This window comes from Methylobacterium sp. SyP6R (genome assembly GCF_019216885.1).
Classification (GTDB): Bacteria; Pseudomonadota; Alphaproteobacteria; order Rhizobiales; family Beijerinckiaceae; genus Methylobacterium.
The window spans coordinates 4,328,221-4,352,571 of record NZ_JAAQRC020000001.1 but is presented as its reverse complement, the minus strand read 5'-3'; the positions used below and the strand labels follow the sequence as shown (position 1 = coordinate 4,352,571).

Here is a 24,351-nt window from a genome sequence, read left to right as displayed (position 1 = left end):
TCCGGGCAAGCCCGGGATCGCCGGGGGGAGGAGAGGCGCGCGACCTTCACCGGGAGAAGTTCTCGAACCGAGAAGTGTGAACACGCTAGCCTTCGCAGGAGAGGGGCAGCGCGACGATCCTGGGTATGGCGCCCGTCATCATGGTCGCGACCTTTCCGGAAGCGGGTTCCCCTCTCGGCGGGACTTCGTCCCGCTGCCCCGGCTCCGCCGGGCACCCTCCCCCGCAGAGGGGGGAGGGTTCTGGCGCGGTGGACCGTTCCGATTCTCCGCAATATTGCGCCGAGGACATACTATAATTGCGCAGAACACCCGTCAGCACGCTGCCACGTTCACCGCGAGACCCCCGAGCGAGGTCTCCTTGTACTTGTCCTGCATGTCGTGCCCGGTCTGGCGCATCGTCTCGATGACTTGGTCGAGGCTGACGAAATGCACGCCGTCGCCGTGGAGCGCCAGGGAGGCGGCGGCGACCGCCTTGTTGGCGCCGAAGGCGTTGCGCTCGATGCAGGGCACCTGGACCAGCCCGCCGACCGGATCGCAGGTCATGCCGAGATGGTGCTCCATGGCGATCTCGGCGGCGTTCGCCACCTGGCGCGGGCAGCCGCCGAGCACCGTCGCGAGCCCCGCCGCCGCCATGGCGGCGGCCGAGCCGACCTCGCCCTGGCACCCGACCTCGGCGCCGGAGATCGAGGCGCGGCGCTTGATCAGGCCGCCGATCGCGGCAGCCGCCAGCAGGTAGTCGCGGCCGCGTTCCTCGCTCCAGCCGGGACAGAAATCGACGATGTAGCGCAGGACCGCCGGGACGATGCCCGCCGCCCCGTTGGTCGGCGCGGTGACGACCCGGCCGCCCGATGCGTTCTCCTCGTTCACCGCCAGGGCGAACAGGCTGATCCAGTCCATCACCTCGTGGGCCGGCCGGCTGTTGGAGAGCCGGTTCGCGTCGAGCGTCGCATGCAGGCGCCGGGCGCGGCGGCGCACCTTGAGGCCGCCGGGCAGCACCCCGTCCATCCGCAGGCCGCGGGCGATGCAGGCGAGCATCGCGTCGCGGATCGCGTCGAGCCCGGCATCGATCGCCTCGTCGGCGCGGAGCGCGCGCTCGTTCTCCCGCTGCACCTGCGGGATGGTGAGGCCGGTCGCGGCGCAGATCGCCAGGAGGTCGGCGCCGCTGTCGAACGGGTGCGGGACCGCCACCGCCTCGATGCCGGCATCGACCGCCTCGCCCTCGCTCTCGACGAAGCCGCCGCCGACCGAGTAGCACACCACCTCGTCGAGGATGGCGCCGCTGGAATCGTGGGCACGGAACCGCATGCCGTTGGTGTGGCGCGGCAGCAGATCCTTGAAGTTGAAGATCAGGTCCTTGTCCGGCGCGAAGGCGACGCCCGGCAGGCCGGTCTCGCCGGTTTCGGCGAGGTCTTTCGTGTAGCCGCCGACCCGGTCGGGATCGATGGTCGCCGGGTCGTGCCCGAGCAGCCCGAGCGCGATCGCGACATCGGTGCCGTGGCCCCGCCCGGTCCAGGCGAGCGAGCCGAAGATCTCGGCCGTCACCCGCGCCACGTCGTGGCGCGGGGCGATGCGGTCGCGGAAGCGGCGCGCCGCCACCATCGGCCCGATCGTGTGCGAACTCGACGGGCCGATGCCGATCTTGAACAGATCGAAGGCGCTGATCATCGCCGGGCCGTATCGCCGACCCCGAGGGAGGCCTCGGCGAGGAGGCCGTGGACGTAAACGGCGAACGAGCGCCAGCACTCGACCCGGTAGCGCGGCGCCGCGCCGTCATGACGGATCAGGACGATCTCCGCCTTGCCGAACAGGGTGCGGGTGGCGGAGCCCGGCGGAAAGGCCGCGTCGCCGAGATCGAGCGGGCAGCCGGCGTTGAGAACGGCCGCCGCCAACGGGCCGCTCACGTCGATGCCGACATTGCGGTGCGAGACGTCGACGATCGCGTGCGCCCGCTCGCCGAGATCGGCCGCGATGGCCGAAGGCAGGTGGTCGGCTTCCGCTTCGTCGCTGCCGATCAGCCACTCGTCGGGCCCGAGGCGGGCGATCCAGCGCCGGTCGTTGCCCCGCAGCGAGTTGATCGGCCCGTCGAGGCTCAAGCCCGCCGCCGAGGCGCTGGCGTCACGGACCCGGAGCACGAAGCGCGCCTCGGCCCCGGCGGGCTTGATGACGATCCCGGAGCGGGCCGGATCGGAGGCCGGCGCGCAGCCGAGGGGGAGCGCGCGGGCGGTGCGGTACAGAGCCTCAAGCATGGATGCGCTCGCCTTTGGGATCGAAGAAGACCGGATCGACGACGGTGACGCGGGCAAAACCCTCCGGCGTGGTGACGTGCAGGGGGCGGCCCTGGAGCGCGCGCCCGTCGGCCACCAGGGCCATGGCGATGGAGCGGCCACAATTCGGGCTCCAGTAGCTCGACGTGACGTGGCCGAGCATCCGCATCGGGATCGGCTGGCCCGGATCGTCGACGATCTGCGCGCCCTCGTCGAGGACGAGCTTCGGATCGTCGGTGACGAGGCCGACGAGCTGCTTGCGGCCGCTCGCCACCACGTCGGGCCGGGTGAGCGAGCGCTTGCCGACGAAGTCCTTCTTGGCCTTGGCGATCATGCCGGCCAAGCCGACATCGTCCGGGGTGACCGTGCCGTCGGTCTCCTGGCCGATGATGATGTAGCCCTTCTCGGCCCGGAGCACGTGCATCGTCTCGGTGCCGTAGGGGGTGATGCCGTGCTGTTGGCCGGCCTCCCAGATCGCCTCCCACACCGCCTTGGCGTGGTCGGACGGCACGTTGATCTCGAAGCCGAGCTCGCCGGTGAACGAGACCCGGAACAGGCGGGTCGGCACGCCGCAGATCGTGCCCTGGCGCATCGCCATGTGGGGGAAGGCCTCCGGCGACAGGTCGATCCCGTCGACCAGGGGGGCGATGACCTCGCGGGCCTTCGGGCCCTGGAGGGCGATCACCGCCCATTGCTCGGTGGTCGAGGTCAGGAAGACCTTGAGGTCCGGCCACTCGGTCTGGAGGTAATCCTCCATGTGGGCGAGCACGCGGGGCGCGCCGCCGGTGGTGGTGGTGACGTGGAAGCAATCCGGCGCGATCCGGGCGACGACGCCGTCGTCGAGGATGTAGCCGTCCTCCTTCAGCATCAGCCCGTAGCGGCAGCGCCCGACTTCGAGCTTCAGCCACGGGTTGATGTAGATCCGGTTCATGAACTCGGCCGCGTCGGGGCCGACCACCTCGATCTTGCCCAGCGTCGAGGCGTCGAAGATGCCGACCCCCTTGCGCACCGCCTCGCATTCGCGGGCGACCGCGGCGTGGATGTCCTCGCCGGTCTTGGGGAAGTACCAGGCGCGGCGCCACAGGGCGACGTTCTCGAAGGTCGCGCCCTGCGCCTCCGCCCAATCGTGGATCGGCGTCGTGCGGATCGGATCGAACAGGGCGTGGCGCGCCGGGCCGACCAGGGTGCCGAAGGTCACCGGTGTATAGGGCGGCCGGAAGGTCGTGGTGCCGACGCCCGGCAGGGTCTTGTCGAGCTGCCCGGCGACGATGCCGAGCGCGTTCATGTTCGAGGTCTTGCCCTGGTCGGTCGCCATGCCGGTCGTGGTGTACCGCTTGACGTGCTCGATCGAGTGGAAGCCCTCGCGCACCGCGAGCTTGATGTCCTTGGCGGTGACGTCGTTCTGGAAGTCGACGAAGGCCCGGACCTTGGTCGGGTCGGCATCGGTCGGCATCGCCCGCACCGGCTTGAAGCCGGTCAGCGTCGGGCTCGCGGTGAAGGTCTTGCGCTCCTCCGAGCCGGCCGCCGCCGCACCGGCGGCGAAGCCTTCGGCGAGAACCGCGGCCAGGTCGTAGGTGCCCTTCGACGCGCCCGCCGAGCGCTCGGCTTGCGCCGAGGTGCCGGGCAGGAAGGCGTCGAGGCGCTCGTCATAGGCGAGCTTGCCGCGGGATTGCGAGAACAGATGCACCGCCGGGGTCCAGCCGCCGGACATGCCGACGCAGTCGCAGTCGAGCACGCGGTGGGCGCCGCAGCGCCCGGCCCGGTCGACCGGCGCCACGATCAGCCCGGTGACGCGCTTCGTCCCCTTCGCGCCGATCACGGTGTGGCCGGTCAGGACCTCGACCCCGGCGGCCTTGAGGCGCGCCAGCTCGGGCCCGCACTCGGAGTCGTTGCGCAGGTCGACGAGCGTCACGGCGAGGCCCGCCGCCTTGGCGTCGAGGGCCGCCGCATAGGCCGAGGCGCCGCTCGTCGCGAACACGATCCGCCGGCCCGGCGCCACGCCGTAGCGGTTGATGAACACCCGCGCGCTCTCGGCGAGCAGGATGCCGGGGCGGTCGTTGTCGGCGAAGACCAGCGGTCGCTCGTGCGAGCCGCCGGCCAGCACCACCTCGCCGGCCCGGACCTGCCACAGCCGCTCGCGCGGCGCCGTGCCGGGATTGGGCAGGTGGTCGGTGATCCGCTCGGCCAGCGCGACGTGGTTGTGGTTGTAGTAGCCGAACGCGGTGGTGCGGGAGAGCAGGATGACGTTCTCGCGGGAATCGAGTTCGGCCAGCGTCGCACTCAGCCATTCGGCGGCGGGTCGCCCCTCGATCTCGGCGGTGACATCGTGCAGCAGCGTGCCGCCGGGCTCCGGGCCCTCGTCGGCGAGGATCACCCGCTTGCCGGTGCGGGCGGCGGCCAGCGCCGCGGCGAGGCCCGCGGGGCCGGCGCCGACCACCAGCACGTCGCAATGGGCGTGGCGGTTGGCGTAACGGTCGGGATCGGGCACGGCCGGGGCCTTGCCGAGGCCCGCGGCGGCGCGGATGAACGGCTCGTAGACCTTGTCCCAGAACTTCCGGGGCCACATGAAGGTCTTGTAGTAGAAGCCGGCGACGAAGACCGTCGAGAGCAGGTCGTTGACCGCGCCGATGTCGTGCTCGAGCGACGGCCAGTGGTTCTGCGACAGGGTCTTGAGCCCGTCGCGGGCCTCGACCACCGAGGCGCGGTTGTTCGGATCGATCCGGCCGGGCCCGCGATCGACCGAGAGCAGCGCGCTCGGCTCGTCCGGGCCGTGGCTCAGGATGCCGCGCGGGCGGTGGTACTTGAACGAGCGCCCGACGAGGTGGATGCCGTTGGCGAGCAACGCCGAGGCGACGCTGTCGCTGTGGAAGCCCTCGACGGTGCGACCGTTGAAGGTGAAGCGGACCGGGCGCGTGCGGTCGATGCGACCGCCGCGGGACAATCTGAACGGCTGTGCCATCACGCCCTCGCCTCTGCCTGGGTGGAAGTCGCTTCGGTGGATGCGGGCGTCTCGCCCATCTTGTAGGTCTCGATGAAGCGGTCGCTCACGGTGTCGCGCCGCGCGTTGAACCAGCGGCCGCAGCCATGGACGTGGTTCCAGCGCTCGGCATGCACCCCGCGCGGGTTGGACCGCACGAACAGGTGCTCGGCCCATTGCGCGTCGGAGAGCGTGCCCGGATCGGTGGGCCGGGCGATATGGGCCTGTCCGCCGCAGCGGAACTCGGTCTCCGGGCGGTTGCCGCAATAAGGGCAGGCGATCAGCAGCATCGGGGGCCTCGTCGCGTCCGGGTTTTTTAAAGGGATCAGTGCGCGACGGCGGCGGCTGCCGCCTCGTCGATGAGGCGACCGGTGCGGAACCGGTCGAGGGTGAAGGGCGCGTTGATCGCGTGCGGCTTGCCGGCGGCCAGCGTATGGGCGAAGACGTGGCCCGAGCCGGGCGTCGCCTTGAAGCCGCCGGTGCCCCAGCCGCAATTGACGAACAGGTTCTCGACCGGGGTCGTGCCGATGATCGGCGAGCGGTCGGGCGTCACGTCGACGATGCCGCCCCAGGAGCGCAGCATCCGCATCCGGGTGAATTGCGGAAACACCTCGCAGATCGCATCCAGCGTGTGGGTGGTGATGTGCAGGCCGCCCTGCTGGCTGTAGGAGGTGTACTGGTCGGTGCCCGCCCCGATCACCAGCTCGCCCTTGTCCGATTGCGAGATGTAGGCGTGGACGGCGTTCGACATCACCACGCAGGGGAAGATCGGCTTGACCGGCTCCGACACCAGCGCCTGGAGCGGGTAGCTCTCGAGCGGCATCCGCACGTCGGCCATCGCCATCACGGTCGAGGTGTGGCCGGCGGCGACCACGCCGATGCGCTTGGCGCCGATATAGCCCCGCGTCGTCTCGACGCCGATCGCGGCGCCGGAGGCGTCGCGGCGGATGCCCTTCACCTCGCAGTTCTGGATGATGTCGACGCCGCGGGCATCCGCCCCGCGGGCATAGCCCCAGGCCACCGCGTCGTGGCGGGCGGTGCCGGCCCGGCGCTGGAGCGCGCCGCCGAGGACCGGGTAGCGAAGGCTGCCCGAGATGTCGATCGGCGGACAGAATTCCTTGCACTCTTCCTTCGTCAGCCACTCGTTGTCGATGCCGTTGAGCCGGTTGGCATAGACGTGGCGCTTGAAGCTCTGAACGTCGTGCAGGTTGTGGGCGAGCATCAGCACGCCGCGCTGCGAGAACATGACGTTGTAGTTCAACTCCTGGGACAGGCCCTCCCAGAGCTTCAGCGCGTGCTCGTAGAGCGCGGCGCTCTCGTCGTAGAGGTAGTTCGAGCGGATGATCGTGGTGTTGCGGCCGGTATTGCCGCCGCCGATCCAGCCCTTCTCCAGCACCGCGACATTGGTGATGCCGTGCACGGTGGCGAGGTAATAGGCGGTGGCGAGGCCGTGGCCGCCGCCGCCGACGATGACGACGTCGTAGGCGGGTTTCGGCTGCGGGTCCCGCCACTGGCGGCCCCAGCCCCGGTGCCCCTTGAGGGATTCCGTGAGCAGCGACGAGAGGGAAAATCGGCGCATCGGTCGGCCTCGCTGTGATGAGGGATCATCGGGCCGGCGCCGACCGGCGGCTTTCGCGCTGGCGACCGCGAGTTTGGGATTTGCGACTCGGGGCGCGACATCGCGGGCGCCCGGGGGTGTGGAGCCCGCCACCACCTGCCCTAAGGGAGCGAATCTTGCTTGCCCCGAGACTTTCCTGGAGTCATTCTTCCCTGGAGTCATTCTGGGGTGACGAAACGGTGACGGTCTGGCGATGGATCGGGTGATAACGGCAGGCGTGACCGGCACCGTGGCGGCGGGCAGCGCCGCCGTGACCGACGAGGTCACCTGCGTCGGGTTCATGCTCGTCGAGAACTTCTCGATGATCGCGTTCTCGTCGGCGATCGAGCCGCTGCGCCTCGCCAACCGCGCGGCGCGGCGCGACCTCTACCGCTACTCGCTGTGGTCGGAGAACGGCACGCGCTGCACCGCCTCCAACGGCGTCGAGGTCCAGGTGGCGGGCAGCTTCAGCGAGGCGCAAGGCCTCGAGCCCGCCCTCGACATGGCGATCGTCTGTGGCGGCATCGACATCCAGCGCCGGGATCATCGCGCCTTGCAGACTCTGCTGCGGCGGACCTGCATCCGCGGCGGCGCGATCGGTGCGGTCTGTACCGGCACCTACGTGCTGGCCAAGGCCGGCCTCCTCGACGGCTACCGGGCGACGATCCACTGGGAGAACCAGGCGAGCCTCGCCTCCGAGCATGACGGGCTCGAGATCGGGTCCGACCTGTTCGAGATCGACCGCAACCGCTTCACCTGCGCGGGCGGGACAGCTGCGGCCGACATGATGCTGTCCCTGATCGTACGCGACCACGGGGCCGACATCGCCGCCGACGTCGCCGACCAGCTCATCCACCACCGCATCCGCGAATCGGGCGAGCGCCAGCGGATGGACCTTCGGATGCGCCTCGGCGTGGCGCATCCGAAGCTCCTGCACGTCGTCGGCCTGATGGAGAAGACCTTTGCCGAGCCGCTCGGCAGCCAGGACCTGGCCGAGTCGGTCCACCTCTCGAAGCGGCAGCTCGAACGGCTGTTCCTGAAGTATCTCGGCCGCTCACCGGCCAAGCACTATCTGCGCATCCGCCTGGAACACGCTCGCCACCTGATCCGCCAGACCGCGATGCCGCTTTTATCGATCGCGATCGAGTGCGGCTTCACCTCGGCCTCGCACTTCTCGAAATCCTACGTCGACCATTTCGGCCGGCCGCCGAGCAGCGAGCGGAAGATGTGATCGTACGTTCTCCGCTCGATCCTGAACCATCCGTGGTTCTGGATTCCGGGCTCCGCTATCGCGACCCCGGAATGACGAGGAGAGAGCGAGGATTGTCGAGCTGATCATATATATTTCACGAAACATGCCTCGAAGGAGGCCTCCTGAGATCTCGGTGAGATCGGAAGTCCTCCTTCAAGGCTCACTCACGGTTGCGCCTCAGAGCCTGTTTTAGCAAATTGATCTGCGAAAAATTGAAGTTGGGACTGATACGCTTTCCGATTGATCGCTTCGCGATGCGGAAAGCGGCTTCGCTCAGGCGCCGCGCGGGCTGATGATACGAAATCCGGAAGTGATCTTCCGGATTTCGTATGAGATATCCTGTCATCCACCTCATCCTGAGGTGTCAGTCGATCAGAGATCGACTGACCTCGAAGGAGGGCTCCAGAGGTCGTCGTAGTTTCTGTAGCCCTCCTTCAAGGCTCCTTTCAGCCGCACCTCAGGATGAGGTCGCGGATGGGAAAGATTATCGGCGGGCACCGGCCTCCGCATCCGGAGCCACCCTCATCCCCCAGCTTACTTCACCCAGCCATCCACCGTGGCGCGGTTGGCCTTGATCCACTTGGCGGCGGTCTCGGAGGGCTTGGCGCCCTTCTCCTCGTTCTCCGCCATCATGGCTTCCTCGTCCTTGATGTTCAGCTTGAACTTCTTGAGGATGCCGTAGACCTCCGGCATGTCCTCGCTCAATCCCTTGCGGGCCAGCGTGTTCACGGTCTCGTCGTCGCCGAAGGCCTTCTTCGGATCGGCGAGATACTTCAGTTCGTAGCGCGCGAACATCCAGTGCGGCGTCCAGGCGGTGACGACGATGTCCTTCTTCTGGCGGATCGCGTCCTTGAGGGCGCTGGTCATCGTGGCGTCGCTGCCGTCGACGAGCTTGACCGGAAGGCCGTAGGCCTTGATCGCCGCTTCCGAGGTCTTCATCACGCCGGCGCCGGGATCGATGCCGATCACCTTGCCCTCGACAGCGGCCGACTGGGTCTTCAGGTCCTCGATCGAGGTGAGCTTCGAATAGGCCGGCACGGCCCAGCCGATCTTGGCGCCGGTGACGTTCGGGCCGATCAGATCGATGCGGTTCTTCAGCTTCTCGTAATAGGCGGCCTGGGTCAGCGGCAGCCAGGCCGCGACGCTCGCATCGGCGTCGCCCGTCGCCACCGCCTGCCACATCGCCGCCGCGGCGAGCGGGATCGCCTTCACATCAAAGCCCTTCTCCTCCAGCACCTGCTTGAGGATGTTGGTCGCCACCACCGCATCGCTCCACTCGACATAGGCGATCCGCACCTGCTTGCCGGCCGCCTCGGCCGGAGTCTGGGCGAAGGCGAGGCAGAGGATGACGCCGAGAGCTGTCGCGCGCATGGTCTGATCGATCCGAAGGCTGTGGTGGTCGGGAGGGGTTTCACGCTGCCGCGACGCCCGCGGGCGCCGGGAACCTGTCTCCAGGCCGCCCGCCAAGCGGACGGCCGGTGGTGTCTCAGGCGCTGCCGTGCGGCCGGGCGCGGGCGGCGAGCGCCTGGGTCGAGCGGTCGAGGATGACCGCCAGGATCACGATGCCGATGCCGGCCTCGAAGCCCGCCCCGGCCTCGAGGCGCTGGATCGATTGCCACACCGCCCGGCCGAGGCCGCCGGCCCCGATCATCGCGGCGATGACCACCATCGACAGGGCGAGCATCATCGTCTGGTTGACGCCGGCCATGATGGTCGGCAGCGCGAGCGGCAACTGCACCTTGAACAGCTTCTGGGTGGTCGAGCCGCCGAAGGCGTCCGAGGCCTCGACGAGCTCGGAGGGCACGTTGCGGATGCCGAGCGCCGTCAGCCGGATCACCGGCGGCACCGAGAACACGATCGTGGCAAAGCACGCCGACACCGCGCCGAGGCCGAAGAAGGGAAGCGCCGGGATCAGGTACACGAAGCTCGGCAGCGTCTGCATCATGTCGAGGATCGGCGAGAAGGCCCGCCAGGCGCGCTGGCTCAGGGCGAACCAGATCCCGACCGGAATGCCGATCACCAGGGCGGTGACGGTCGACAGGGTGACGAGGACGAGGGTCTCGACCGTCGCCTGCCACAACCGCAGGTCCCAGAGGAACAGAAGGCCGAACAGCGTCAGCAGCCCGATCCTGCGCCCGCCGATCTTGTAGGTGCCGAAGGCGGCGAGCCCGATGAAGAGCCAGGGCGGGACCGCGACGAGCGCCGTGGTCAGCACGTCGATCCAGTCGGAGACCGAGCGGCTGACCGCGCGGGTCAGCCAAGCGCCATGGTCGGTGAGCCAGTCGAGGCCTTGGTCGCTGAGCGTGTCGAGGGGGAATTTTGGGACGCTCCAGTCCATCGCTCCGCTCCTGCCGGCTTGGGGATTGTCGGGGTTTCGGTGGGGTGCAGGTCGGGGCGGGCGGCGAGCGCCCGCACCACGTCCCGGCTGGTGATGCCGCCGATCAGGCGCCCGTCCGGGTCGACCACGGCGACGCAGCCCTCGGCCGCGACCCGAGCGAGCAGCCCGTCGAGGCGCAGCTCCGCCCCGACGGGCTCGGCACCCCGGTCGAGCAGGCCGGCGACGGTCTCCGCCGGCCGGGCACCCGCGAGCGCGCCGGCGCGCAGGCGGCCGACGAAGCGCCGCTCGTCGTCGGCGACCAGCCAGGCGTCGCCGCCCTCGCCCGCCACCCGCTCCCGCGCCTCGGCGACGGTGAGGGTGGGCGCCAGGACCGGCGCGGCGCGATCCGCGACGTGCCCCGCCCGCATCACCGCCACGAGGTCGATATGCTCGACGAAGCGCGCGACGTACTCGGTCGCCGGACGGGCCACGATGTCCTCGGGCTGGCCGATCTGCACGACCTCCCCGTCCTTCATCAAGACGATGCGGCCGCCCAGGGCCACCGCCTCGTCGAGATCGTGGGAGACGAAGACGATGGTCTTCCTGAGCTTCCGCTGCAATTCGCGCAGCTCGGACTGCATGTCGCGGCGGATCAGCGGGTCGAGGGCGCTGAACGCCTCGTCCATCAGGAGGATGTCGGCATCGGCCGCGAGCGCGCGCGCCAGGCCGGCCCGCTGCTGCATGCCGCCCGACAATTCATGCGGATACTTGGCGTGCCAGCCCTTCAGGCCGACGAGCTCGATCGCCTGCATGGCCGCCTCGGTCCGGCGCGCAACCGGCACGTTCTTGAGTTCCAGGCCGAACGCCACGTTCGCCAGGATCGTCCGGTTCGGCAGCAGCGCAAAGTGCTGGAACACCATGCCGAAGGTCTTCTGGCGGAACGCCAGCAGGTCCTTGCGGCCGAGCTTCGTCACGTCCACGTCGCCGACGCGGATGCTGCCGCAGCTCGGCTCCACCAGCCGGTTCATGCAGCGCAGGAGCGTCGACTTGCCCGAGCCCGACAGGCCCATCAGGGTCAGGATCTCGCCCTCGACGATATCGAAGGAGATGTCGCACAGGCCGACCACCGCGCCGCAGGCCGCCGCGATCTCGGCCTTGCGCTTGCCCTGCGCGATGAGACCGACCGCCTCGGCCTGCTTATGGCCGAAAATCTTGCTGACTCCCTCCAAAACGATGTGGCTCATGGCTCATGACCCCTTTGGAGCAGCGTGCTTCGCCGATCGATACTAGAAAGAACCGAAGGCCTTTACCTTGTATTATGAAAAATTAGCTGGCGCAGGCCTCGCAGCTTGTCCGGCTGCGACATTTTTTGCCGCGAAGGCGACACGGGCGAGTTTCGCCAGGGAGAATCATTTGGTGCGGCGCAGCATTGCTGCGGGTTTCGTCATGTTGCGGGAAGAATCCGCAGAGGATGAACACATGATGTGCAGCGCAATCAACGCCCCGCATCCGGCCTCTGCACCATGCCCCTGAGTCATACGGTTTCCGATTGATCGCGTCGCGATGCGGAAACCGGCTTCGCACAGGCGCCGGGGGCCGGCGACGGCCTTGCGCTGGATCAAGGCCCTTCGCCGCAGCCGCGTCCAGGCTCCCTCCCGGCGCGGCATCCTGCCGACGGAGATGCGCCATGCGCAAGTATCTCGTGACCTTCCATAAGGTCGTTCCGGACGATTTCGGCCATGATCGCCGCGTCGTCCAGCGGCAATCCGTGGTATCGGCGCCGTGCGAGGTCTCGGCCGTCGCCCTCGCCCAAGCCCGATTCTGCGAGGCCGCCGGCCTCGCCGACTGGCGCATGCGGGCCGATAGCTGCGAGGTGGTCGTTCTCGCCCGGCAGGCGGCCTGACAGCAAGCCGTCTGATGGGTGGCCCGGGATCCGGTCCGACGACGGGCAGCGCCCATCCCACCCGCGAGAATGTTCGTGCCGGTCCAATCCGCGCTGCGTGCAAGAGCACGTCACGATCGCGCTGCAATCGCGAAGCCCTCTCGATCGTTGATTGCCACAATTTCTACGAAGGGCCGGCATCCACTTCGTCGGAAGATGATCTAGCATGACAAACATCATCGATCATGCCTGGAATAACAGGCGATATCCCGCCATCTACCTCAGGCTGTGGTCGGGGATGGGGAAACGTGCTGATCCTCCGATTCTGCTGAACTCAGTTTCCTGCGGGAAGACCCGGCGGGACGCAGCCGGGGAACGCCGCGAAGCCGTCGTCCCGCACCCGGTCGAGGATTCGGCGATAGTCCGGCTCGCACGGCATGCCGGCGGCGATCCGGCCGTATTGCGCGCCCTCAGGCGTCGTCCGTTCCGGCACCAGGGCGAGCGGCGTCGCGGCGGGCGTGAGCTGCGCGCCTCTCCCTGAGACGAGGGTCGTCAGGATGCCGAACATCTCGCCCTGGATGGTCGGCCGGCCGAGCATCGCCAGCCGGTACTGACCCTGGAACTCGGTGACGAGGTAGACGTGGCCCGACTGGTTGGGCACCGAGACGGTGCCGGTCTGGGCGAAGGGCGCGTCCAGCCGCTCGGCTTCGCGAAAGACCAGCCGGTCGCGGTCCGGGTCCCAGGCGATCTCGGTCCGGTAGGCGAAGATCGCGCCGGCCTGCCCGAAGGACGGCCGAAGCGTGAGGTAGCGTCCTTCGAGGAAGGCCACCGCCGCCCGGGTATAGGAGCCGAAAGCCTCCGGCGCCGGGCGCGGCGCGGCCTCCCGGCGCGGCGGCGCCTGCCGCAGGGGCGTCGCCAGCGCCTCCTCCAGGCGGATCGTCGTGGCGAGCGTGAACGGCCGGCGGCCGGACAGGGCCTTCTCCAGGGTCGAGAGGCTGATCCGCGCCGCATCCGCCAGGGCCTGGCGCGACAGGCGGCGCCGGGCCAGGGCCTCCCGCACCGCATCCGCCACCGCCCGGCTCTGCCCCTCAGGCAGGGCGGCCTCGTCGGTCTCGGGGGCGGCGTCGAGGGGCGGCATCCTGCGGATTCCTCCGGAATCCGGGCGGGTTCCTCTCGAATCCGGGCCGGCTCCTGTGAAACCCGCGCGACCCCTCACGGGAATCCGGGCGGGTTCCGGACGAACCCGCACGAAACCGCACGTCTTCCCCTCCGTCAAGGTTCGGTCCTCCCCGTCGCCTCGGCGACCGCCTCGACCACCAGGCGCTCGGGGCCCGGGACGAGCGCGTCGAGCGGCCAGCAGGTCGCCAGCGCGAGGCGCCGCCCCGGCGCGTCCGGATCGAGGCCGGACCGGTCGAAGCGCACGACCCGCGCACCGGTGACGCGGAAGGCGACGATCCGCCCGTCCCACCGTTGCACCTCGACCGGATCGCCGGGGGCGAGGCGGCCGAGGCTGCGGAACTGGGTATCGCGGTGGGCGGCGTAGACCGCCAGGCCCGGCTCGCCCGCCTCCTTCGTGCCCTCGACATGGCCCGGCCCGAAGGCCAGGGCCTGCCCGCTCGCCCCGGCGAGCACGAGGTAGGATTCGCCGAGGCTCGGGAAACCGATGCGGGCGACCGGGGCGGTGTCGGCCCAGGGCCAGGGCCGAACCGGTCCGCCCTCCGCGAGGCTGCGGGCGAAGGCGCGGGCGAGCAGGGCTTGGGCCAGGGCGGCCTTGGCGGGGATCCAGGCACCCTCGGCCGTGAGGACGAGGCCGGCGGCGGCGAGGAGAGCGGCAAGTGCCCTCACCGCATCACCCTCCGGCCGCGGAGTCGCAGGAGCAGGGCGAGGCCGAGGAGGACGGCACCGAGGATCAGCCGGACCTCGTAGTCCGTCGCGGTCTGCGGCAGGGCGATGCCGCGGGCGGCGGCCGGGATCAACGCGGCCGGATCGCCTTCGGCTCTGCGCTGGGGCGAAGGCGCGATGCCGCGCGGGACGTCCTGCCCGAACAGGGTTTCGAAATCCCAGCCGGCCGGCAGGTTGAGCGGCAGGTCGGTGCGCGCGAGGCGGGCGGCGCCCGGCCGGCGCGGGGTGGCGTCGACGGCGACGAGCGAGGTCAGGCGGGTCGTCAGGCCGTGGTCGAGGGCGAGCTGAAGGATCGCCGCATCGGCGGCCTCCGGCGTCATCCGGCCGGTGATCCGCGCGGTCTCCGCCTCGCCGATCCGGGCCCGGGCCCAGACCTTGCCGATGCCGGCCCCCTCCCCCGCCCGGTCGAGGTCGAGCACCGTGCGCCAGGGCGTGTCGCCGGTCCGGCCGGTGAGGGTGAGCGTGCCTTTCGCCTGCCCCATCCGCGCCGCGATCGTCACCGGCTCGCCGCGATAGAGGTCCGGCAGCTGCGCGGGCGTCACCTCGGCCGCCTCCGAGAAGGTCGCGGAAAGATCGGTGACGACCGGGCTCTCGAGCTTGACCAGCAGGTCGCGCATCCGGTCGGCGACCTCGCCCACCGAAGAGATTTGCGTGAAGGTGCCCCGGCCGAGCTCGGCGGCGTGGCGCATCAGGTGACCGTTCGGGGCCGAGCCGATCCCGACCATGAACAGCCGGGTGCGCCCGCGTTCCTCGGCGATGGCCTTGAAGATCCGCGCCTCGTCGCCGATCGCCCCGTCGGTGAGGAACACCACCTGGCGCACCCGCCCGGTCTCCTCCGGATGCGCGTCCTCGAGCGCCGCCCGGAGCGGGGCCAGCATCTCGGTGCCGCCGCGCGCCTCGAGCCCGGCGACGAAGCGTTTGGCCCGGTCGAGATGGTCCTCGTCGGCGGCCACGAGGTCGGAAAACACCGTCTCCATCGTGTCGTCGAAGCGGACCACGTTGAAGCGATCACCCGGACGCAGCCGGTCGAGGCCGACCAGCAGGCTGGCCTTGGCCTGGCGGATCGAGGTGCCGCCCATCGAGCCCGAATTGTCGATGACGAAGATCACGTCCCGTGGCATCGGGGCGGCGGGGAGCGCCGCCGTGGGCGGGGTCACGACGGCGAGCATGAAGTCCGTGCCGGCCTTGCGCTCGCGGAACAGGCCGGCCGTCGGTGCGGCCCCGGGGGCAGGCGTCCAGGTCAGCTCGAAATCCCGGTCGGCCGCGGCGGCCCCGTCGCGCAAGGCGATACGGCGCTCGCTCGCCGAGGGCGCCTCGACGGTGATCGCATGGGTGGCACTTGCCACCGTGCCGAGGGGAAAGCCGGCCTTGAGGTCGATCGAGAGCGTCAGCGGGTTGACCGGCGCGTGGCGCGCCGGATCGAGCACCGGGCCTGCGATGGCGTTCCGGTCGGGCACGGGGTCGGGCTCGCCCTCGGGACGATCGGGGCGGTCCGCGGCAGGCAGCAGCACCGGCGGGGCCGGATTGTAGCGCGGGGCGGCGACGGTCGGCAGGCGCAAGGAGTAGGTGTCGCCGGAGCGCCGCACGCCCTGCTGGTACTGGATCTGCACCAGCACGGTCTCGCCGGGGCCGATATTGGCGACCGCGTTGGTGAACAGGTTCGGCCGCTGCTGCTCGGTCAGGGCCGCCGCCTTGCCCTCGTCCCGCGCGGCCTCATAGGCGCGCCGCGCCGCCTGCCGCTCGCGGATGTCGGCGACGATCACCCGGTCTCCGACCACGAGCCGCATCGCGTCGACGGCGGCGTCCTCCGGCAGGGGAAACAGGTAGGTGCCCTCGACCCACTCCCTGGTGGTATTGCGAAAAGCCTGGGTGATCGTGGCCCGGGCCGTCGGGCCGCTCACCAAAATGGCCGCATCGGTCGCAAGCCGCGGCGCCTCGACCGGCTCACGCCCGCCGTGGCGCAGGAGCAGGGTGCCGCCGCCGCCCTCCTCCGCCCGGGCCGGCGGCCCGCCGAGGAATGCGAGCAGAGCCGCGACGATCGGGCCGATGAGGAGGTTGCGAGGCAGCGGCTCGCGGATCGCGCGGGGGGCGGGAAGGGAGCATCGGGGCACGGGATGTCGTCCTCGTCGTCGGCACCGGTTCGGGGACCGGCCGATCCTGAGGCTCGCGCGGGCCGAGGCCCGCCGCCACGGGACGCTTCGCCAATCGTCCGGCGGCTCCCGCACGGGAGGTCCAGGCCGGTACGGGATGCCGCCCCAAGCGCGGCGGGACGGTGCCGGTCCGTCCGGATGCGTCCGCTTCCGGCGGTCCCTCGCGGCATACAATCCTTCCGCCGACCGCGCGCCGTCGCGTCCCGCAGCGGGCGCCCGGGATCGGTCAGCATGACCGAGGCGCGCGGCGGTCGAGCGTTTCGGATCGATTTCTCTTTTCTTCGGTTTTTCTCAAAAAAGACACATTTTGATGAAATCAATATTATAACAACCGTTTTATCGACGATTTTTCCAAAATCTCACACCGTATCATATTATTTTTCGACTGGAATTTTCGTTTTTTGGAAGGGTCTTTTTCCCTGATGAAACACAAATTATGGCGGAGATCGAGGAATCCGACATGGCAAATTTATTCATCTCTTACTCGAGGGCCGACCAGGATCAGGTCAGGCCGATCGTCGAAACCTTCGAGCGCGCCGGGCTGTCCGTGTGGTGGGACGAGCTGATCGACCCCGGGCGACGCTGGAGCGACGCGCTCGAACGGGAGATCGACGCGGCCGACTACGTCATCGCCTTCCTCAGCCGGAATGTGTTCGCGTCGGACAATTCCTACGTCGCGGTCGAAATCGAGCGGGCCCATAAGCAGGACAAACTCATCCCGGTGAAGATCGGCGAGTTCACGATGTCGATCGGGATCGAGGGGGTCATCAAGGACCGGCAGATCATCCTGACGCCGAATTTCGACAGCTTCGTGCAGGGCAGAGGGTTCTTGCGCGTCTGCCGTCTGTTGAACCGCGGCACGACGATCGCGCAGGAGCCGAAGACCGAGACGGCGAGCGACTGGCTCGAGACCGGTCCATCGCTGGACGACTTGTCGACCGCGATCGCGATCGCCGTGGCCGAAAGCGCGCCGCTGGCGACGGTGACACCCCTCGCCCGCGATCTGGAGAGGCGGCTCGGAGAGGTTCTCGGGGCGCAAGCCGGTGCCGAGAAAGCGCTCGGTACCATCCTGGCCTCGCGCACCAAGCGCCTCGCCGCGGTCGGCGCCGTCCGCTATCCCGAGACCCATGGCCGGCTCGGAATCGAGATCGAATGCGTCCGCTTCGCCGATCCGCACCGCGCCTACGACCTGCTTCTCCATGTCTGGGACGAGTTCGACGGCCTCCGTCCCGCGCTGATCGACTGGCTCGGCCATCTCACCCATACGGTCGGCGCGGATACCCGGCTGCGCATCGGGCTGATGATCGGGACCCTGGCGCGCAATCGCTTCGCGTCGGTCTACGACAATCTCATCCGACCCTGGATGCTCGACGAGCATCCGGCGACCCGGGATGTCGCCGACATCGCCCTGTCGATCGCCGTCTTCGACGCGACGCTGAGATCGGCGGTGTCGGACCTCGTGCGCGACCTCACCGGCAGCCGCGACCAGAAGCACCTTCGTGCCGCGGTCGAACTCGCCTGCGGCTATACGGGCTCACGGATCGAAGGCCTGTCCCTCGACGTCCTGAAGCGCGTGGCGCAGTCGAAGCACACAAACTTTAAGGTGCTCGAGGTGATGCGGGCGGCGGTCGAATACCTTGTCCAGCAGAGCATGGCAACGGAAGACCAGAGCTTGTTCAACTTCGGCAAGCTCATCGGCCAGCTGGCGGACTGGGCATGCCGTCCCGACGACGGCACGCCCCAGCGGCTTCCGATCTATCTGTTCCTGAACCTCATGGAGTTGCTTCCGCTGACGGCGCCCGCGACGGTCGACGGCCTGCTGTCCCTCCAGGCTCTGATGGAGCGCGAGGACACGCGCAACGCCACCGCGGCGGTGTTCGAGGCGGCCCTGCGCGATGGCGGCAGCGATGCCTTCAGCCCGCGCGAATCGGCACAGGCCACCTTGAAGAACTGGCAGGAGGAGGGCGCCGAAGCGGACGGCCCGGACCCGCTCCTCACGCTGGCCCGCGCGATCTACGTGGCCTGCACGACCGACCGGGACCGCGACCGGCTCGTCCATACGCTGCGCCGCCGCTACACGCGGACCCGGCTGGCGGAACCTTCCCTCGACCTGTCCGCAACGCCGGTTGACGACGCATGATCTCTGCCTTCGATCCGATCGTCGCCGACGGCGACGCGAAGCCGGCCATCCGGCCGGGCACCGTCATCGTGGCCTATGACGGCGCCCGCGCCCGCGTGCTCGGGGCCGCCCGCCCGGCGCCGCAGCAGCCCCCGACCGCGACGACGGCCGCGCCGCGCGAGTCGGTGTTCAATGCCGAGAACCGCGTCGTGGCCACGCTCACGCCGTTCATGCGCAAGGCGGCCGAAGTCGGCGCCGGGGCGGCCAGGGCGGGCGGCCAGCAGGTCGCATCGGCGTTCCGGCAATCGTCGCTCGGCACACGGCTGCTCGGCGGCGGCGAGCGGTACTTCCTGGTCGATGTCGGCCGGAAGGCGGCCGAACTGACGTGGGAGGTGGATTCGGCGAGCCCGGGCATATCCTTCAGGGTGACGCTGTCCTTCGAGGCGCGGGTCGAGGACGCGGCCGCCGTGGTCCGCAACGGCATCCGCGACATCGTCGGATACCACGCCGCCTCCCTGATCAGGGCGGTGCGGGACATCGCCGCCGCCATCCCCGCCTGGGAGATGGACAAAGTGCGCGACAGGCTGCGGGGCGCCCTCGCCCACGGCATGACCGACGGGATCGTTTCCGTCTCGAGCATCTCGTGCCGCGTCGTCTCGGACGAGAAGGCCCTGGACCTCATGCGCCGGTCGAGCGAGGCCGACCTGCACATCCAGGCGATCGGTGCGGAGACGCGCGTCGGACGGGCGAGGCGGGACGGCGTGCTCGACACGCTCCGCTCGCCCCGCGAAGTCCTGGCGGCCTGGATCGCCACGAAGGACGAGACCTATCGGGCGGTCTATCTCGACATGGTCGCCGACGCGGCGAGGACGCGCGACGAGCAGATCAAGATGCTCACCTTCGCCATGGAGAAAGGCATCATCGAAGCCCACGAGATCCAGGTGCGGTATCCACAACTGGCGGAACAGGTCATCGCGAGTCTCGCGAATAGAATCGGCAAACCGGATGCCGCGTCGCCCGGCGGCGGCGCCAGTTCCTGATCCATCCTCCGCGAGGCCGGTCGCGGACGGGCCGGCATCCTATCGACCATCTCTTGAAGGGTGCGCAATCCATGATGCTGATCGAGGGGCCGACGCCGGACATGCCGGCGCACAAACCGGGTTTCGTCGTGGTGGCGGCCGGCGCCAAGGGCATCGTGGCCCTCACGGGCGGTGCACGCCTGACCTGGGGCGAGCGCATGTTCGGCGGCTATTCCAGCTACTACCACGTCGACGTCCGGCCTCAGGCCGTCGACCTGCCGAAGGTCCGCTGCGCCTCCGTCCGGGCCGGCATCGACTTCGACGTCGCGGTGCAGCTCACCGTGAAGATCGTCGATCCGGCCCGGGCCGTCAGCGAAGGCCTCGGCGATCCGGCGCGCTTCCTCGCCCAGCGCGTCCGGCGCATCGCCGAGGATCGGGCCTTGCGGGCCGACGTGAGCCACGCAGCCGAGGCCAAGCGCGCGATCGAGACCGATCTGCGCGCGCTCGCCGTCGATCCCGCCATCGGCGTCATCGACGCGACGGCCGACGTCCGGCCCGACGCCAACGCGATGACCCTCCTGCGCCGGATCGCGGAGGAAACCCTCGTCCGCGAGGCCGACGCCGCCGAGGCCCGGATCAACAAGGCCCGCCGCGAGGAGATCGTGCGCCTGCTCGACTCGCCCGACGAGCTTCTGGCCCAGACGCTGGTGACCAAGGACGAGAACTTCCGCGCCGCGCTCAACATGAAGCTCGAGCAGTTTGCCGGCGACCGGCAGCGCCAGATCGATTTCCTGAAATTGCTGATCGACATCAAGGTGATCGAGCCGCACGACCTGCACGAGCGTTACGGCGGTCTCATCGAGGCGGCGATCGGGGCCCTGCGCCCGCCGGGCTCCCTCGCCCTGCCGCCGGCCTCCGGCGCCGCGCCCGCGAAGTCGTGACGGGTGCGGGGCCATGCTGTCGGTCGTCGCGCCGTTCGGAATCGCCGATCTGATACGCGGCGTGAGCCGATCAGCGCCGCTCATCGCCCAGGCGGTCGTCTTCTCGATCCTGCTGGCCGTCTATCTCTACGTCATCGTGCGCGTGGGTGCGGCACTCTATTGTCGCCTGGACTACGTCGTCGCGACCGCGATCCGGCGGCGGGGCGGGGCGCCGCCCGGCCTGCAGCACTGGCTCGGCGACGCCATGGCGGTCGTCCCGTCGCGGGTGGCGCTCATGGGATTCGTCCTGGTGGCCGGCACGGTCGGGTTTGCCGTGCTCGCCTACGGCCTCAAGCCGCCATCGGGGAGCGCCTGGGGTCAGATCCAGACGTTCTGGTCGTTCGTCATCACGAAGCTCTGGCAGTGAGCGCGAGAGCGGCGCCCGATCGCCTTGCGATCGGGTGCCGCCCCGGATCTTCGATTGTGCCGCGTCGCGAATTCTTTCGCCGCAAGACCGGCGGCCACGTTCGCGAGTGCGGCCCAGCTCCGCGGGCCCCGCGCGACGGCGGGGCAGCGGCGAGGGGAATCGCAGTTCGGCAAAGCCGGCCCGGGGGCTCAGGGCGCCAAGGCCGCCACGATCTCGGCGATCCACTCCACCTCCTCGCCCCGTCTCTCCCGCGTCTCTCGGATCAGCCGCAGGTTGCGGGCCGTCGTCTCCCGCTCCCAGGGGGCGTCCGGCTTGGCGAAGGCCAGCGCGTCGGCGAGCGCGGCCCCGGCCGCCTTGCGGTCGCGGGCCAGCACCGCGATCTCCAGCAGCGTGGCGTGGTCCCAGTAATCGGCGGAGGCACCGGCCGCCTTCCGCGACGCCGAGTAGCGCACGACCGGGACAATCACGTCCTGGCGCGGGTCCGCCTCCTCCCCGACTTCCATCATCGTCACCGCGTTGACGCCCGGAAAGGCGTCGCGCCAGTCGGCCTCGAAGCCGGCGAGGTAGGTGGCGACCGCCTGCCGGTGCGCACCGTCGGCGAGAGGCCGGTTGCCGGCCTTCGTGGCGGTCTCCCAGCGGTCCTTGTAGATGCGGCCCAGGAGACCGTTGGTCTCGCTGCTCGGCCCGTATTGCGCGATCACGCCCTTCAGCACCGCCTCCGCCTTCTCGTGCCGGCCGAGCCGGTTGAGCGCGAAGCCGAACTGCTCCTGCACGAGCCGCGTGCCCTGGAGCGGGCGGGCCATTTTTTCGTAGAGCGACACCATCTCGGCGAACGCCCCCACGTCGCGGAACGACAGGTAGAGATCGAGCACCACGCCGGTCTCCAGGACCGAGACATCCGCGAAGACCTGATCCTCCGCGGCGTCCAGCACGGCCTGCTTGCCGGCGAGGCGGGCTTGCGCCAGCCTGTCCGTGATGCGGTGCGCGGTCTCGGCGCTCCGGCGGAAGAGGCGGAACAGGTCGCTCTTCTCGTGATCGACCGCGCGGTTCGGCAACATGTCCTTGATGAGCTGAAAAACCGGGCTGTCGTCGCCCTGCTCGTCGCGCAAGACGACGAGCCGTCGCGTGATCGCCTCGGCACAGGCGCGCGGATCCGTCGGTACGCCCTTGTCGATACGGTAGGGGAGCCCCCGCACCGGACTGACGTCGAAGGGCAGCTTGGTCCCCTCGGCAAACAGGATCACGGTCGAGCGCGGGCGCAGCGCGTGGCGCACGCCGAGCTCGTAATACACGTTGGGATTGGCCGTGGTCAGGTCGGCGATGGCATATTCGCACAGCATCAACCGCTCGAACATGGTCTTGTGGATCGAGCCGCCGACATGCTCCTCGTCCGCGCGAATGACGTCGAGCCCGGCCGCGATCACCGCCGGATGGATGATACGATTGTAGATCGCATTGAAGTCGATCATGCGGCCGGACTCGTCCTTCTTGGTCCCGAACGGCATCAGGACGAAGCAGAGGGGCTTCATGAGTGAGTCTCCCGCAGAATAGAGCGCAGAGCGGATCGTCCGCCATGAGCGAGATCGGTCGTATCGAGGTGCGGCCATCGTCTACACGATCGACGCCGTCCACGCTATGACGATAGGAGATTCGACAGCGATAGAATCTGCGCCGATCTCGAGGGAGTCGTCGGCAGTGAAAGGTCCGAATTTTACGATTATAAATAGAATATGAGCGAATGATTCATATTATTTCAGATAAAAGAATATGGTTCGAAAATTTCGATGCGGTAAAAATGCCGTATCGCATGGGCGCCGGCCGGGTTGCATGATCGGCTCGTCCAGGGCCCGCGGCGCCGCTGAGGCCGGCGGCCTCGGGCGTCACACGAGACGGCTTTCGCCGGGCGCTCGCCGTTCCCGTCAACTGGACCAGCGCGATCGCACGGAACTGGCCGTGGGAGACCCGCCGGATCGCCGCTATTGGCCCCGTTGCCGGGTGCCAGCCGGCGCCCAGTCTGTCCGAGACGGTCATGCCCGATCCGACCTCCTTCGCCCTCTTCTGCGCGGCGGCCCTCGTGCTCGCCGTCACGCCCGGTCCCGCATCGGTCCGCCGCCTGCGCGAGGCCTCGGGCGCCGCGATGATCGCCTTGGGGGTCGGCCTCGCCCTCGCGCGGCGGCCCGCCGCCTGACGCCCGCTCGAACCAGGGACGACGTCCATGCATCTGACCGGACTCTCCGCCTTTCCGATCACGCCGGCCGATGCCGAGGGCCGCGTCGACGGCCCGGCCCTGCGCCGGCTCGTCGCCCGGCTGTGCGAAGGCGGGGTCGATTCGATCGGCCTTCTCGGCAGCACCGGCTCCTATCCCTACCTCACGCGAGAGGAGCGCCGCCGGGCGCTCGAGGCGGCGCTCGACGAGGCGGCCGGCCGCGTGCCGGTGATGGCCGGAATCGGCGCGCTGCGGACCGACGAGGCTTTGCGGCTGGCCCAGGATGCCCGGGCGGCCGGGGCCGCGGCCGGCCTCCTCGCGGCGGTCTCCTACACGCCGCTCACCGACGACGAGGTGTTCGCGCATGTCGCGACGGTGGCGCAGGAGAGCGGCCTGCCGCTCTGCCTCTACGACAATCCCTCGACCACCCATTTCCGGTTCGGCCCGGAGCTGATCGGCCGCCTGAGCCGGGTGCCCGGAATCGTCGCGGTGAAGAGCCCGGGGCAGGAGCCGCAGGCGGTGGCGGGTCACCTCGCGGCGTTGCGCGCGGCAGTGCCGCCGGGCTTCTCGCTGGGCTATAGCGGCGACTGGACCGCGACCGAGGCGCTGATCGCCGGTGCGGAGGCCTGGTACAGCGTGGTGGCCGGGATGTTCCCGGAAGCCGCCGTCGCGATCGTCCGGGCCGTGCGGCGGGGGGACGTCGCCGAGGCGCGCCGGCTCGATGCCCGGCTCGAACCGCTCTGGGCTCTGTTCCGGCAGTATTCGAGCCTGCGGGTCATGTATGCCTGCGCCGACCTCCTCGGCCTGACCCAGTCCGTGCCGCCGCGGCCGATCCTGCCGCTCGGCGACGAGGCGCGGGGGCGGGTGGCGGAGGTGATCCGAGCGCTCGAACTCGACGAGGCGTAATACCGACGGCCCAGGATGCTGACGCATCGATTCGGTCTCGGGCAAGCCCGAGATCGACGGGACCGTTGACCCATCTCGGATTTTCGACACCAAACCAAAGTCTTGGCGAAAATTCGAGAACGGAACCAACGGTCGTTTTCAACGATCGTTGATATAAGAGCGCCGCGCCGCCGGAGGACGAAACCGGCAGCGCCGACCGGTGGCGTTGCAACACGGTCCATGGCGGGACCCGTTCCCGGCCGGCTCCGACTCTTCCCACCCTCGACCTCATCCTGAGGTGTGAGCGAAGCGAGCCTCGAAGGAGGGCTCCAGAAGTCTCAGGGCTCTCTGGAGCCCTCCTTCGAGGCCTTCGCTACGCTGCGGCACCTCAGGATGAGGTCGCGAGTGGACAATCCGATCTTGGCGGACGCACC

General features: G+C 69.4%; 22 protein-coding genes. 8 read left to right on the top strand and 14 right to left on the bottom strand.

All coding sequences use genetic code 11. The features are described 5' to 3' along the window. Window positions 1–312: 312 nt before the first annotated feature. The 5 genes from HBB12_RS20030 to HBB12_RS20010 are packed head-to-tail and all read right to left on the bottom strand — an operon-like array spanning window position 313 to window position 6,820. Window positions 313–1,665 (bottom strand): L-serine ammonia-lyase, encoded by a 1,353-nt coding sequence (locus tag HBB12_RS20030; RefSeq protein WP_236990956.1) that lies wholly within the window; start codon window positions 1,663–1,665, stop codon window positions 313–315. Beyond that, complete coding sequence (locus HBB12_RS20025; protein WP_236990955.1) at window positions 1,662–2,246, bottom strand: sarcosine oxidase subunit gamma; 585 nt, start codon at window positions 2,244–2,246, stop codon at window positions 1,662–1,664. The genes HBB12_RS20030 and HBB12_RS20025 overlap by 4 nt, the downstream gene beginning before the upstream one ends. Continuing rightward, window positions 2,239–5,223, bottom strand: coding sequence for a sarcosine oxidase subunit alpha family protein (locus HBB12_RS20020; protein ID WP_236990954.1), 2,985 nt, complete (start codon window positions 5,221–5,223; stop codon window positions 2,239–2,241). Before HBB12_RS20020 ends, HBB12_RS20025 begins: the two co-directional genes overlap by 8 nt. Beyond that, window positions 5,223–5,531, bottom strand: coding sequence for a sarcosine oxidase subunit delta (locus tag HBB12_RS20015; RefSeq protein ID WP_236990953.1), 309 nt, complete (start codon window positions 5,529–5,531; stop codon window positions 5,223–5,225). Before HBB12_RS20015 ends, HBB12_RS20020 begins: the two co-directional genes overlap by 1 nt. A 35-nt stretch (window positions 5,532–5,566) precedes the next feature. Continuing rightward, window positions 5,567–6,820, bottom strand: a complete 1,254-nt coding sequence (locus tag HBB12_RS20010; protein WP_236990952.1) for a sarcosine oxidase subunit beta family protein — start codon at window positions 6,818–6,820, stop codon at window positions 5,567–5,569. A gap of 232 nt (window positions 6,821–7,052) precedes the next feature. On the opposite strand from HBB12_RS20010, the gene HBB12_RS20005 reads away from it, so the two are divergent. Then, window positions 7,053–8,069, top strand: a complete 1,017-nt coding sequence (locus HBB12_RS20005) for a GlxA family transcriptional regulator (RefSeq protein WP_442919295.1) — start codon at window positions 7,053–7,055, stop codon at window positions 8,067–8,069. A 555-nt stretch (window positions 8,070–8,624) separates the two neighbouring features. On the opposite strand, the gene HBB12_RS20000 is transcribed toward HBB12_RS20005, so the two are convergent. The 4 genes from HBB12_RS20000 to HBB12_RS19985 all read right to left on the bottom strand — a co-directional run bounded on the left by HBB12_RS20000 (window position 8,625) and on the right by HBB12_RS19985 (window position 12,029). Then, on the bottom strand, window positions 8,625–9,461 hold the full coding sequence (locus tag HBB12_RS20000) for a glycine betaine ABC transporter substrate-binding protein (protein ID WP_236990951.1): 837 nt from the start codon (window positions 9,459–9,461) through the stop codon (window positions 8,625–8,627). Between the two features lie 115 nt (window positions 9,462–9,576). After that, window positions 9,577–10,428, bottom strand: coding sequence for an ABC transporter permease (locus HBB12_RS19995; protein WP_236990950.1), 852 nt, complete (start codon window positions 10,426–10,428; stop codon window positions 9,577–9,579). Continuing rightward, window positions 10,344–11,651 carry a quaternary amine ABC transporter ATP-binding protein gene (locus HBB12_RS19990; RefSeq protein WP_236990949.1) on the bottom strand — a complete coding sequence of 436 codons (1,308 nt, stop codon included), beginning with the start codon at window positions 11,649–11,651 and terminating at the stop codon, window positions 10,344–10,346. The genes HBB12_RS19995 and HBB12_RS19990 overlap by 85 nt, the downstream gene beginning before the upstream one ends. Window positions 11,652–11,816: 165 nt before the next feature. Beyond that, the gene (locus HBB12_RS19985; protein ID WP_236990948.1) at window positions 11,817–12,029 is read right to left on the bottom strand and encodes a hypothetical protein; all 213 of its coding nucleotides are present in this window, start codon (window positions 12,027–12,029) and stop codon (window positions 11,817–11,819) included. Between the two features lie 65 nt (window positions 12,030–12,094). Between HBB12_RS19985 and HBB12_RS19980 the strand changes: the two genes are divergently transcribed. Next, entirely contained in the window at window positions 12,095–12,310 is a 216-nt protein-coding gene (locus HBB12_RS19980) for a hypothetical protein (RefSeq protein ID WP_236990947.1), read from the top strand. A gap of 313 nt (window positions 12,311–12,623) precedes the next feature. On the opposite strand, the gene HBB12_RS19975 is transcribed toward HBB12_RS19980, so the two are convergent. The 3 genes from HBB12_RS19975 to HBB12_RS19965 all read right to left on the bottom strand — a co-directional run bounded on the left by HBB12_RS19975 (window position 12,624) and on the right by HBB12_RS19965 (window position 16,302). Then, window positions 12,624–13,427, bottom strand: coding sequence for a helix-turn-helix domain-containing protein (locus tag HBB12_RS19975; RefSeq protein WP_236990946.1), 804 nt, complete (start codon window positions 13,425–13,427; stop codon window positions 12,624–12,626). Window positions 13,428–13,561: 134 nt separating this feature from the next. After that, window positions 13,562–14,134 carry a class GN sortase gene (locus HBB12_RS19970; RefSeq protein ID WP_236990945.1) on the bottom strand — a complete coding sequence of 191 codons (573 nt, stop codon included), beginning with the start codon at window positions 14,132–14,134 and terminating at the stop codon, window positions 13,562–13,564. Next, the gene (locus tag HBB12_RS19965) at window positions 14,131–16,302 is read right to left on the bottom strand and encodes a marine proteobacterial sortase target protein (RefSeq protein ID WP_236990944.1); all 2,172 of its coding nucleotides are present in this window, start codon (window positions 16,300–16,302) and stop codon (window positions 14,131–14,133) included. Before HBB12_RS19965 ends, HBB12_RS19970 begins: the two co-directional genes overlap by 4 nt. A gap of 499 nt (window positions 16,303–16,801) precedes the next feature. On the opposite strand from HBB12_RS19965, the gene HBB12_RS19960 reads away from it, so the two are divergent. From HBB12_RS19960 to HBB12_RS19945, 4 genes are all read left to right on the top strand, one after another. Further along, entirely contained in the window at window positions 16,802–18,481 is a 1,680-nt protein-coding gene (locus HBB12_RS19960; protein ID WP_236990943.1) for a toll/interleukin-1 receptor domain-containing protein, read from the top strand. After that, complete coding sequence (locus tag HBB12_RS19955; RefSeq protein WP_236990942.1) at window positions 18,478–19,500, top strand: hypothetical protein; 1,023 nt, start codon at window positions 18,478–18,480, stop codon at window positions 19,498–19,500. Before HBB12_RS19960 ends, HBB12_RS19955 begins: the two co-directional genes overlap by 4 nt. Window positions 19,501–19,571: 71 nt before the next feature. After that, window positions 19,572–20,420: an SPFH domain-containing protein gene (locus HBB12_RS19950; protein WP_236990941.1), complete on the top strand. Its 849-nt coding sequence runs from the start codon at window positions 19,572–19,574 to the stop codon at window positions 20,418–20,420. 13 nt (window positions 20,421–20,433) lie between these two features. Further along, a complete protein-coding gene (locus HBB12_RS19945) occupies window positions 20,434–20,826 on the top strand; it encodes a hypothetical protein (RefSeq protein ID WP_236990940.1) in 393 nt (130 codons plus the stop codon). A 188-nt stretch (window positions 20,827–21,014) separates the two neighbouring features. Here HBB12_RS19945 and HBB12_RS19940 read toward each other — a convergent pair whose 3' ends face one another. Both HBB12_RS19940 and HBB12_RS19935 read right to left on the bottom strand, forming a co-directional pair. Beyond that, a complete protein-coding gene (locus HBB12_RS19940) occupies window positions 21,015–22,355 on the bottom strand; it encodes a TRAFs-binding domain-containing protein (protein WP_236990939.1) in 1,341 nt (446 codons plus the stop codon). A gap of 214 nt (window positions 22,356–22,569) precedes the next feature. After that, a complete protein-coding gene (locus HBB12_RS19935; protein ID WP_236990938.1) occupies window positions 22,570–22,857 on the bottom strand; it encodes a hypothetical protein in 288 nt (95 codons plus the stop codon). Here HBB12_RS19935 and HBB12_RS19930 point away from each other — a divergent pair. Together HBB12_RS19930 and HBB12_RS19925 are read left to right on the top strand one after the other, a co-directional pair. Beyond that, window positions 22,856–23,014, top strand: a complete 159-nt coding sequence (locus HBB12_RS19930; RefSeq protein WP_236990937.1) for a hypothetical protein — start codon at window positions 22,856–22,858, stop codon at window positions 23,012–23,014. The genes HBB12_RS19935 and HBB12_RS19930 overlap by 2 nt on opposite strands. 27 nt (window positions 23,015–23,041) lie before the next feature. Next, entirely contained in the window at window positions 23,042–23,938 is an 897-nt protein-coding gene (locus HBB12_RS19925) for a dihydrodipicolinate synthase family protein (protein WP_236990936.1), read from the top strand. Window positions 23,939–24,351 lie beyond the last annotated feature (413 nt).

Bases quoted from the DNA above. Each gene is read 5' to 3' on its own strand.
- HBB12_RS20030 (WP_236990956.1), bottom strand. From the start codon at position 1,665: ATGATCAGCGCCTTCGATCTGTTCAAGATCGGCATCGGCCCGTCGAGT.
- HBB12_RS20025 (WP_236990955.1), bottom strand. From the start codon at position 2,246: ATGCTTGAGGCTCTGTACCGCACCGCCCGCGCGCTCCCCCTCGGCTGC.
- HBB12_RS20020 (WP_236990954.1), bottom strand. From the start codon at position 5,223: ATGGCACAGCCGTTCAGATTGTCCCGCGGCGGTCGCATCGACCGCACG.
- HBB12_RS20015 (WP_236990953.1), bottom strand. From the start codon at position 5,531: ATGCTGCTGATCGCCTGCCCTTATTGCGGCAACCGCCCGGAGACCGAG.
- HBB12_RS20010 (WP_236990952.1), bottom strand. From the start codon at position 6,820: ATGCGCCGATTTTCCCTCTCGTCGCTGCTCACGGAATCCCTCAAGGGG.
- HBB12_RS20005 (WP_442919295.1), top strand. From the start codon at position 7,053: ATGGATCGGGTGATAACGGCAGGCGTGACCGGCACCGTGGCGGCGGGC.
- HBB12_RS20000 (WP_236990951.1), bottom strand. From the start codon at position 9,461: ATGCGCGCGACAGCTCTCGGCGTCATCCTCTGCCTCGCCTTCGCCCAG.
- HBB12_RS19995 (WP_236990950.1), bottom strand. From the start codon at position 10,428: ATGGACTGGAGCGTCCCAAAATTCCCCCTCGACACGCTCAGCGACCAA.
- HBB12_RS19990 (WP_236990949.1), bottom strand. From the start codon at position 11,651: ATGAGCCACATCGTTTTGGAGGGAGTCAGCAAGATTTTCGGCCATAAG.
- HBB12_RS19980 (WP_236990947.1), top strand. From the start codon at position 12,095: ATGCGCAAGTATCTCGTGACCTTCCATAAGGTCGTTCCGGACGATTTC.
- HBB12_RS19975 (WP_236990946.1), bottom strand. From the start codon at position 13,427: ATGCCGCCCCTCGACGCCGCCCCCGAGACCGACGAGGCCGCCCTGCCT.
- HBB12_RS19960 (WP_236990943.1), top strand. From the start codon at position 16,802: ATGGCAAATTTATTCATCTCTTACTCGAGGGCCGACCAGGATCAGGTC.
- HBB12_RS19955 (WP_236990942.1), top strand. From the start codon at position 18,478: ATGATCTCTGCCTTCGATCCGATCGTCGCCGACGGCGACGCGAAGCCG.
- HBB12_RS19950 (WP_236990941.1), top strand. From the start codon at position 19,572: ATGATGCTGATCGAGGGGCCGACGCCGGACATGCCGGCGCACAAACCG.
- HBB12_RS19945 (WP_236990940.1), top strand. From the start codon at position 20,434: ATGCTGTCGGTCGTCGCGCCGTTCGGAATCGCCGATCTGATACGCGGC.
- HBB12_RS19940 (WP_236990939.1), bottom strand. From the start codon at position 22,355: ATGAAGCCCCTCTGCTTCGTCCTGATGCCGTTCGGGACCAAGAAGGAC.
- HBB12_RS19930 (WP_236990937.1), top strand. From the start codon at position 22,856: ATGCCCGATCCGACCTCCTTCGCCCTCTTCTGCGCGGCGGCCCTCGTG.
- HBB12_RS19935 (WP_236990938.1), bottom strand. From the start codon at position 22,857: ATGACCGTCTCGGACAGACTGGGCGCCGGCTGGCACCCGGCAACGGGG.
- HBB12_RS19925 (WP_236990936.1), top strand. From the start codon at position 23,042: ATGCATCTGACCGGACTCTCCGCCTTTCCGATCACGCCGGCCGATGCC.